The 7,918-nt window shown below is 69.0% G+C and carries 5 protein-coding genes; 3 read left to right on the top strand and 2 right to left on the bottom strand.

Translation table 11 applies throughout. The features are described from left to right. The first annotated feature begins 128 nt into the window (after positions 1–128). The 3 genes from QH290_RS20580 to QH290_RS20570 all read left to right on the top strand — a co-directional run bounded on the left by QH290_RS20580 (position 129) and on the right by QH290_RS20570 (position 4,099). Positions 129–1,574 carry a glycosyltransferase family 39 protein gene (locus QH290_RS20580; protein ID WP_280384537.1) on the top strand — a complete coding sequence of 482 codons (1,446 nt, stop codon included), beginning with the start codon at positions 129–131 and terminating at the stop codon, positions 1,572–1,574. A gap of 501 nt (positions 1,575–2,075) precedes the next feature. Further along, complete coding sequence (locus QH290_RS20575) at positions 2,076–2,867, top strand: DUF2637 domain-containing protein (RefSeq protein ID WP_280384535.1); 792 nt, start codon at positions 2,076–2,078, stop codon at positions 2,865–2,867. Further along, on the top strand, positions 2,864–4,099 hold the full coding sequence (locus QH290_RS20570) for a replication-relaxation family protein (protein ID WP_280384533.1): 1,236 nt from the start codon (positions 2,864–2,866) through the stop codon (positions 4,097–4,099). The genes QH290_RS20575 and QH290_RS20570 overlap by 4 nt, the downstream gene beginning before the upstream one ends. Before the next feature lie 274 nt (positions 4,100–4,373). Here QH290_RS20570 and QH290_RS20565 read toward each other — a convergent pair whose 3' ends face one another. Further along, positions 4,374–5,633, bottom strand: coding sequence for a hypothetical protein (locus tag QH290_RS20565; protein ID WP_280384530.1), 1,260 nt, complete (start codon positions 5,631–5,633; stop codon positions 4,374–4,376). A 1,037-nt stretch (positions 5,634–6,670) separates the two neighbouring features. Next, positions 6,671–7,918: AfsR/SARP family transcriptional regulator (locus QH290_RS20560; protein ID WP_280384528.1), on the bottom strand; the 1,248-nt coding region annotated here is incomplete at its 5' end.

Below are 7,918 nucleotides of genomic sequence, written 5' to 3'. Positions count from 1 at the left end.
TTTTCCACCCTCTGTTGGGGGCGGGGGGGGCTACTCCGGTCGCATGCGGGCCACGCGCGGCGGTCGATGTGCCGCGCCGTCGCGGCGGGCAGAATTCGCCGGGACGAATCCCGCGACGGAGGTCGAGCGTGCAGGTATCGGTGGAGTCCCGCGCAGCAGCCCGGGCGGTACCGGCGTTCGCCGGGCGGGCGGTGCTCGCGCTCGCGGCCGTGGTGGCACTCACCCAGTTCGCCGGTAGCCTCGGCGGCGGGTACTGGTTCGACGAGGCGTACATGCTGGCGATCGGGCGCGACCATCTGGACTGGGGCTCCGCCGATCAGCCGCCGATGGCACCGGCGTTGGCGGCCGCGCTGGACCGGCTCGCCCCGGGGTCGATGGTGGTGCTGCGCCTCCCGGCGGTCCTCGCGACCGCGGCCGCCGTGGTCGTCGCGGCCCTCATCGCCCGGGAGTTCGGCGGTGACCGGCGCGCGCAACTGCTGACCGCGGGCGCGCAGACGACCGCGCTGTGGGTGACCATGGCCGGACACTGGCTCACCCCGTACACGCTGGAGCCGGTGCAGTGGCTGCTGATCATCTGGCTGCTGGTGCGGTGGGTTCGCCTGCGCGACGACCGTCTGCTGCTCGCGCTCGGCGCGGTAGCCGGGATCGCCGCCGAGACGAAATTCCAGGTACTGCTGCTGTGCGCGCTGCTGCTGGTGACGGTGGCGCTGTTCGGGCCGCGGGCACTGCTGGGGCGTCCGATGCTGTGGCTGGGCGCCGGGATCGGCCTGCTCATCGCGCTGCCGACGCTGTGGTGGCAGGCCGCGCACGACTGGCCGCAGTTGCGGATGGGGCCGATCGTGGCGTCGGAGGCGGATGCGCTGTCGGGGGGCCGCCCGGGCGTGGCGGTGGCGTTGATCATCATGGCCGGTGTCGCGGGAACGGTGCTGGCGCTCTACGGGGTGTGGCGGTTGCTGCGGGCAGAAGACCTGCGCGCCTACCGCTTTCTCGGGGTGACCGCGGTGGTGCTGTATGCCTTCTTCGTCGTCACCGTCGGCCGCCCGTACTATCTCGGCGGGCTCTACGGCGCGCTGTGCGCCGCGGGCGCGCTCGGATTCCAGCGGCGCCGCGCGGCCGGTGGGCGCCGCGGCTGGGTGGTGTGGCCCGCCTACGCGCTGAGTGTCGCCGCGGCGGCGGGCATGCTGGGGTTCGCGACGGTGGCCGCCGGATCCGATGTCCCCCAAGCGATTGCGCGCCGGGCCGAAACCGCCTACCGGGCGCTGCCCGCGCAGGATCGCGAGTCCACGATCGTCATGGGCCAGTCCTATATCGTCGCCGCCTATCTCGACGTCTACGCCCACGACCTGCCCGCCGCCTACAGCACCAACCGCAGCTACGGCTACTTCCCACCGCCGCCGGATTCGGCACGCGACGCGCTCTACGTCGGCACGGCCCCGGACGAACTGCGCGATCACTTCGGCGCGTGCCGCACGGTGCTCGACGAGGGCGAGGACCAGAAGGTCTGGCTGTGCACCGACCGCCGACAACCCTGGTCGCAACTCTGGCCGCGGCTACGCCACCTCGACGTGGGCTGAGGGCACCCACCGACCAGTAGACGCCATTGTCGTGATTGAGCCACCGGTGCGCCGAGGCGGCCGTATCGACGGCGGCGGCGCGGTTCGCCCGGGAGAATCGGCGGGGGGACGGGCATCGGGGAGGGCAGCCGAACCGATGGTGAACCGGCGCCGGGGATGTGGTCGGACGACTGCCGAAAACAGTGTTATACCTGCGAATCAGCAGTGCCCCCGGCGCGGCACGTACAGGATCTGCACGTAACCGTGCCAGCCGTGAACTGCGGGTTTCCGCGACCGTTCCCATTGTCCGGCGGCGTCGCCGTTCCACCGGTGGTGGTGCGCAGTGACTGCCGACCAGATCTTCACCGAGTTGAGTCCGTTGCAGGCCGATGGGCTGGCCTGCGTGGTGTGCGGAGCTGACTACCTCCGCAGTCGTGTTCCGCATGTGCCGGTCGGCCGATCGGTCACCGGCTCGCAGGTATTCGCCTGTGCCTCCAGCGATTTGAGCGGAGGTGGGTTCAGATGAGCAGCATCTCGATTTCGGATCGCCGTAGCGACCGGACGTTGTGGCTGCAGTGCGTCTGCACGGCCGTGGTCGCGCTCGGCGCGGCGTACGCCTCTTATCGGCATGGTCGGGAGTTCGCGTTGCGGTTCGGCGCGGATGAGACGACGGCCGGCATCTGGCCGTTGATCGTGGACGGGCTGTTGACTTTGGCGACGGTCGAGTTGTGGAAGACAGGTCACGAGCGGAGCGGGGGCGGTCGGTGGGCGGCGTGGTCGGCGTTCGTGTTCGGGATCTGTCTGTCGCTGTGCGCGAACATCGCGGCGGCCCCGGTGCTGAGCGTGTTCAGTGTCGTGGTGGCCGCGTGCCCGCCGCTGGCATTATTGCTCGCGGTCGAGTTGTTGAACCGCGCCCTGAAGCGGCATCACGCCGAGACCACCGAGACTGTGGACGAGACCACCGTCGAGACCGGCGAGACGGGCGAGACCACCGAGCCCGCGGCACCGGTCGTGCGTCTCGCACCGGTCCCGGCCTGGTCTGGTTCGCCCGCCGAGCTGACGGCGGAGCAGCGCATGTGGGAGTACTACCGCAGCGAGCGGTCACAGGGGCGGACCCCGACCGGTGCGGAGCTGGATCGGATTGCGGGCACGAACAATTACGGCCGCAAGGTGCTGCGGCGGTGGCAGGCGGCGGGCCGACCGGTGGCGGAACTGGCGGACCAGCCGAGTGACCGTGAGGTGGACCTCGACGGGCCGGACGTCTGGGTCCGCGAAGTCGGCACAGGGCGGTCGATCGGGGGTGATGCCCGATGACCGGCCGTGACGGCAGCAGGGCTGCGGATGGGTCGGCGGTTGGTGGTGCGGATGGGGCGTCGGGTGCTCGGCGTCCTATAGCCGCCACCCCAAACGCCGAAGACGGAAAGCGCAACACCGCAGCTCAGGCGCGCATTCGAGGCAAGGCGGCGGAATCCAGAATGAATACTGATACTCATACATATTCACATGTCGGGCGGCGGCGCGGCGGCCGTGGCGTACATCGGGGCGGGCATCCCGACGCTGGTCCGTGGTTCCGTCTGCTCGATCGTGACCGTCGCCTGCTGGCCTTGCTTGCCGAGCACAAAGCGTTCACTACCGAGCAGATCGCGTCGCTGGAGTTCTCCTCGGTCCGGCGCGCGCAGGATCGGCTGCGGAAGCTGCGCGAGATGGACATGGTGTTCGCCTTCCGCGAGTCTCTCTACGGCGGCGGCACCACCCAAACACGGCACGCGCTCGGCTATCAAGGTGCGCGCCTGATCGCAGCCCAGCGCGCACAAACCCCACCCGCCCCGGCCAAATACGCCCTGAGCTTGGAGCGGCTGGCGTGCTCGCCGATGCTCGACCACCGCCTCGGCGTGAACGGGTTCTTCGCCGCCCTGGCCGCCCACCGCAACCCCACGCGTCTCGGCCCGGCCGTGCCGGAGTCGGTGCAGGGGCTGACGCAGTGGTGGTCGGAGCGGCAATGTGTCGAGATGTTCTGGACGCATGCCTCCGGTGACGATCAACTCCACCCGGATGGGTACGGCTGCTGGGAACAGCATGGCCGCGTGGTGCGGTTCTTCCTCGAATACGACACGGGCACCGAGTCGTTGAAGACCGTGGTGTCCAAACTCGGTGACTATCAAGGGTTCCCGACTGACAAGTTCGGGGTGCTGTTGTTCTCGGTGCATTCGGCGCGCCGCGAGACCGGGCTCCGGGGCGCGCTGGCCCGCGCGTTCGGCAGCTACGGCCCCGGCGTGGTGATCGCGACGACCAGTCGCGACCTTGCGCACCCGGATGGCCCGGCGGGACCGGTGTGGGCACTGTGGACAACCGACCGTGGCGACGCTGTCGCCGAACGGGTACGGCTGGTCGATCTTCCCGAACGCGGCCCCCGGATCGGCCACCACGTCAGCACCGGGCAGCCCTACACCGAGGCAGCTTTCGACTACCACGACCCCCAGATCCAAAACCTCCTCTACCCCAACCAGGTTCGCCCCACGCCGCCGACGACGGAATACGGCTGGTGACAATCATGTCCCGTTCAATACGGGCGCACCGACCCCCGCCCCGGATACGTTCGCCGGTCAGCGGGTTCGTGGTCGGCCCAGGGTCCGGCACGATCGGCACGTGTCGCGGCGGTCGGGGGTGTTGGCGGGGTGCACAGCGGGTAGTGGGGGGGGGGGGGGGGGGGGGGGGGGGGCGGGCCGGCGCGGCTCCGCCCCGCCCCCCGCGGGGGGGGCGCGGCGGGGGGGGGGGGGGGGGGGGGGGCACCCGGCGGGCCCCCCCCACCGGGGGGCGATTTCAGGGGTTCTCGGCCAGCGCCCAGGTTCGGGGGCTGTCGCTGATTCGACGCGCTACGCCCTGTTCGGTCAGCTTGTCCAGGGCGTTGCTGATCGCGCCGCTCGAGATGTTCCGCTGATGTTCCTGATCCAGCACGTGTTTGAGCTCGGTGGTGGTGAAGGTGCGGCCCGGGTTGTCGCGCAGCGCGTCCTCCACCATGCCGCGCAACCCGCCCGGGGGCAGCTTGTCGGCGGTGCCGTGATTCGGGGCGCTGACAGTGGAACGCATGCCGTTCGGGCGGGTGCTGGTGGGGCGCGCGGTGGCCCGCTTGATCTCATCGACGGTCAGCAGTCCCGAGTCGGTGACCAGGGTGCGGAAGCCGTTCAGATCGAGCATGGCGGCCTCGAGGTCGCCCGCGTAATCCGCGATCGGGGCGGTGTCGTCGCCGTGCGGGACGGTTCCGTTGCCCAGTGCCATCGCGATACCGCCGAGCCGCTGGGCAAGCTGCTCGAGGTGTTCCCGCGTGGCGGCAGACCGGTCCTGCAGCTCGTGGACCGCGCGGTCGTGCTGGGCAGCGATCAGCGTGTCCATCTGCTGCTGCCATTCATCGGGGACGCCGTCCGGCCCGGCGGGTACCAGCGCCCACGGCGGTATGGAACTTTGCGCGCCGTCGGGGGTTTCGATGATGCATTGGGCGATACCGTCCTGACACTGCATCTCGGTCACCCGCCCGCGCCAGGACCGGTGGTACCGGTTCGCGACCTCGTCACCGACCGCGATCGGGCACGGCGCACCGAACGGCGACTCGCTCTCATCGTCGGGCTCGTCATCGGGCAGCTCGGCCGAATCCGTGTCGTCCGGCGAGGCGTCACCAGGGGCCTCGGGGGCCGGTTCGGGATCGGCGGGCGAATCGGCCGAGGGTGTGGCGTGGGTGGCCGGTTCATCGGGCGGCGTAGCCGCGCCCGGGGTGGCGGTATCGGTGTCCTGGTTCGCGGCATCGGCATCGGTGTCCGGGGCCGTGCCCGCTGCGGCCGTTTCCGGGACCGGTGGCGTGTCGGTGTCGGTGGTGGTCACGGTCCAGCGGTGCGGGCTGTTGGGGTCGTCGGCGTGGCGGGTGACGGTGTTGTCTTCGGTCCATCGGGCCAGGATCTTGCGGGCGCTGGAAGTCCCGATTCCGGCGGCGGCGGACAGTTCGGCGGTAGTCGCCATGGGTTGGCTATTCAGGGCCTGCCACAGGGCGTCCTCGTTGTCGGTGCGGTGGGTTTCCGATGTTGTGGACATGACTTTTCCTTTGAATCGATGGGTTCGGTTGGTTGGTCATATCCCGGCCGGGATGCGCGCCCCGTTCTGAATTGTTTCGCGTTTCGGTTCGGGGTTGCATATCCATGAACGCTCGATGCCCGTGGTGTTGTCAAGTCATTTCGAAAATATGACATGCGTCTCGTTGAATTAGGCGCGTCACCGGGCATCGGGATTCGCCGAAGTTGGGCATTTCGGCATAGAAACTGACCGGCGTCATGTGGGCACAGCAGCCTCGGAACCCACCCGAATATACCGACGGGTCAGACAGCACATCAACGCGCGCACAGCAAGCTGATCGAAACGGTCGATGACTGCTTCAGGGTAGCCTCACTCCGAGGCATAACCCTTGAAAGCAAAGGAATAAGCATCCATCCTAACGGAATGCAGATCCGAGAATGCAACCATTCCCGGCCTGGCGCACTTACCCGTTCCGCCCCACCACCCTCGCGCCCACGTCCGTCAGGCTCCGCGATGTTAAAGTCTGTTTGGTATTCCATACAGTCTGGGCGGGCGAACCGCGCGGAAACACGATACCACCTGGCCATATGGAGCACTGAGGGTGGGCTGGTCTCAACCGGCCCGCACATCGGCCCACCGATCGGCCCCTGTATCGGCCCCCGAATCGGCAACTGTCGATCGACTCCGCTTTCAGTGATGCCCTCCATGCATCGCCTCGTAGCACCGTTGCGCAAGTATTCGAGAGCTGTTGGCAGACGAAAGGCTCCTGACGGCAGGTCTAGCGCCCTGATATCCATTCGAATTCCCGCCGCCCCTGTCTGCGCGATACACTGATTATGCAATTTGTTTCGTGCCGTGACAGTTTCGCATTTTTTCTCGTTCGATAGGAGTGACTCTGTGTGCGGTTCTCCGGCCTCCTACGCCGTCCCGCTCCTGGTAGTTGTTTTCTATTCCCGTTTGGCCGGGTTCCGTGGCCGCAAAGAGTGTCGAGAACGCGAGTTGCCTTCTATTCCACTGTGCGCGTGTGTCGACTGCGAGATACCTCGTGGCTCCACGTTTCACGTCGTGTCCGGTGCGGTGTATATGCTGGATTGCCGGTGTTGTTGGTTGCGCAGTGCTTGTGCGATGTCGAGGGTCTTCTGGGTGGGGATATCGCCGATGTGTTCCAGGCGCCGCCGCAGCAGGGAGAGAGTGGGGTCGATGGCGGTGCGTTCGCCGAGGCGGGCGTGCAGGCGCAGGATGTCTTGGTAGATCGGTTCGTTGCAGGGGTCGGCGATGAGCGCGGTTTCCAGCAGCGCGAGGGTTTGGTCGGGGTCGGTGTCGACGAGCGTCGCGGCGAGCTTGCCGAGGGCCTTGAGGCGGTCGCGGCGCGCGGCTTCCCGGATCGGAGTGATCCAGTCGGCGGTGACGTCCTCGCCGAGGACTCCGCCGGCTGCGTCGAGGATCGCGCGGCATGCGCGCTCGCGGTCATGGTCAGTGGTGGCGGTATGCAGCGCAGTGACGGCCGCGTCGAAGTCGTGGTAGTCGACACGCCATAGGTCGGGGTCGAGTCGATAGCGAATCTTGTCGCCGTCGAGGACGTGGGTGATCGTGCCGCCGGTGGCGGTGGTGATCGCTGTCCGCAGCCGCGACAGCAGGGTGCTCAGTGCATTGGCGGGGCGCTTCGGGCATTGGTCGCCCCAAATGGCGTCGATCAGGGCGGCGCGGGTGGCTCCGTGCGGGTTCACTGCCAGCGCGGTCAGCAGCTGGCGCTCCCGGGGCCGCAGGTATCGGTCGATATCGATCGGCTCGGCCCCGGGACCCGTAGTCCACAGCACTCGCAACCGGCCGAACACCTGCACCGACAACGCAGGCGTCGGCGATCCGGGGACGACCACCGGTTCAGCCAGGGCGGGCTCGGCCTCGGCGAGGCCGGTAGCCGGACCCGTAACGGTAGCGCCTGTCGCCGCGTGCGGTGGTGCCGACGACGGTCGGGCGACGACGGCAGACGGGGTGTCTATTCGGTAGACGGAGGGCACGTGCGGGCGCTGCAGCGGGAGGCCGGTGCGCCAGCGCCGTAGTCGGCGCGGCCGGTCGCGCCCGGCCATGTGCGGGCGCGGTGTCCCGGAGACCTGGGTGGCGATGGTGGTGGCCAGCGCGCGGGCGGCGGTGTAGAGGTCCCCGCAGCGGGCCGCAGTGCGGTCTCCGGCCACCGCGGCCGCGGGCCCCCCCCGCGAGCGGGGGGCCAGCCGCGCCGCAAGGGCTCCCGGAGTGCCGCCGCACACGCCCCCCCCGGGGTAACCCACCCCCCCCCACCCACCCCGCCC

Source organism: Nocardia wallacei (assembly GCF_029869545.1).
Taxonomy (GTDB): Bacteria; Actinomycetota; Actinomycetes; order Mycobacteriales; family Mycobacteriaceae; genus Nocardia; species Nocardia wallacei_A.
The sequence above is the reverse complement of the archived record's forward strand: the minus strand, read 5'-3'. Positions and strand labels throughout refer to the sequence as shown.